The organism is Microcella sp. (assembly GCF_033763155.1).
In the GTDB taxonomy this organism is placed as follows: domain Bacteria; phylum Actinomycetota; class Actinomycetes; order Actinomycetales; family Microbacteriaceae; genus Microcella.
This window is the reverse complement of sequence record NZ_JANRKZ010000022.1, coordinates 1-1539: the sequence shown is the minus strand read 5'-3', so window position 1 is coordinate 1539 and position 1539 is coordinate 1. Positions and strand designations below refer to the sequence as shown.

Sequence of the window (1539 nt, the reverse complement as noted above, 5' to 3'; positions counted from 1 at the left end):
GTTGAGAAACGCGTGCCCGGCCTCAGGATATTCGACCACGTCGTGGTCGATGCCGCGAGCGACGAGCGCTGTCTCCAGTTTCGCGGCCGCGCCGCGCAAGCTCAGGTCACGCGCACCGAAAGTGCCGACCACGGGGCACGCGCCGTCGAGGGTTGCATCGAGGTCGTCGGGGAGCATCCCGTAATTGACGGATGCTGCGCCATAGCCGCCCGCCCCCGCCAGCAGCAGCGCAAAGCCTCCGCCCATGCAGAAGCCGATGACCCCCGCCGAACCCGTGGTGTCGTCGCGCTCGAGCAACAGGCGCCGCGCGGCCTCGATGTCATCGAAGGCCACGCCGGTGCCCGACCGCAGCGCGCGGAATGTGGCGACAAGACACCGCCGCGCGCCGCCCCGACTGAAGAGGTTGGGCATGAGCACGAGGTAGCCCATGCCACGCAAGCGCTCGAGGTGGTCGCGCATGGCGTCGTCGATGCCGAAGAGCTCGTGCACGACCACGAGCGGCACGAAGGGCCCGGGGCCGTTGGGCACACCGAGCACTCCCGTGAGCTCACCGCCGCGCGGGTCACCGGGCTGCGGAATGACGATGTCGGTGAGAGTCATGAGCGGATGCGCCCCAGACCCGGAACCAACCGGCCTACACGAGCGGCATACGCCCCATAGTCGGCGTACTGGTCAAGCAGCATGCGCTCTTCGAGGCGCGACTTGACCATGAGCACGGTGAGCAGACCGAGCCAGGCAATGACGTGCAGTGCTGATGCGCCGATGACGGCGAGCCCGATACCGAGCACCAGCAGGCCCGAATAGATGGGGTGCCGCACGAGGCCATAGACCCCGGTCGTGACGAGAACACCGTCGGCGCGCGGCACCGGGCTGGGGGTCAGCGTGCGACCGAGGCCCGCGCCCGCGGCGAGCGCGATGCCGAATCCGACCGCTCCCAGCACGATGGCGATGACCACCACGGCAGGGTCGCGCGGCCAGAGACCGCCCCACGGCAGGAAGGCAAGGAGCAACAGAAAGACAAACTGTGCGCCGACGAGCGACCAGGCCGCGGCCGGGGTCAGTCGAAAGGCGGCGGGCTCGGGTGCAGCATCCATGCCGCGACCCTACGCCCGTTGCCCCCGCGAGCGATGCCTAGCGCCGCGACTTTCTGACCGCGATGAGGTCTTTCTCGTCGACGGGCGCGTACCCGCTCGCACGCTCGTGCGCGTAGTAGTCGCGTGCCTCGTCTTGGCGGGCACGCTCGGCCCCCGTCGCGATGTCTGCGCGAATGTGCTCGTCGGCAAACTCGAAGGCATCGGTGAGCGCGAGCGCGTGCGGGCGCAAGCGCGGCAACAGGCGGTCATCGATGTAGTCGGTGATGGCTTGCGCGCGGTGATCGCTCAACTGGCCGTGAATGATGTACCAGGCCAGGTTCTTCTCGATGAGACCAAGACCGAAGAGATCGCGCAGCCACGTGAGCACCTGACGCGTGCCCTCGTGCTCGACGCGGTCGAGAGCATCGGTGAAGGCCTCCCACTGCAACAGCTCACCGTGCGCCCG

The 1539-nt window shown here is 68.4% G+C and carries 3 protein-coding genes; all 3 read right to left on the bottom strand.

Translation table 11 applies throughout. The annotated features are described in order from the left end of the window. Positions 1–600 (bottom strand): dienelactone hydrolase family protein (locus SFU54_RS00730; protein ID WP_319014406.1); only part of this gene is annotated, 600 nt, incomplete at its 3' end. Then, positions 597–1094: an isoprenylcysteine carboxylmethyltransferase family protein gene (locus tag SFU54_RS00725; protein ID WP_319014405.1), complete on the bottom strand. Its 498-nt coding sequence runs from the start codon at positions 1092–1094 to the stop codon at positions 597–599. The genes SFU54_RS00730 and SFU54_RS00725, both read right to left, overlap by 4 nt. Positions 1095–1131: 37 nt before the next feature. Further along, positions 1132–1539, bottom strand: a 408-nt coding sequence (locus SFU54_RS00720; RefSeq protein ID WP_319014404.1) for an acyl-CoA dehydrogenase, incomplete at its 5' end; no start/stop codon positions are given.

What these genes read in the sequence shown, in the direction of transcription:
- SFU54_RS00725 (WP_319014405.1), bottom strand. Translation starts at nt 1,094, where the DNA reads ATGGATGCTGCACCCGAGCCCGCCGCCTTTCGACTGACCCCGGCCGCG.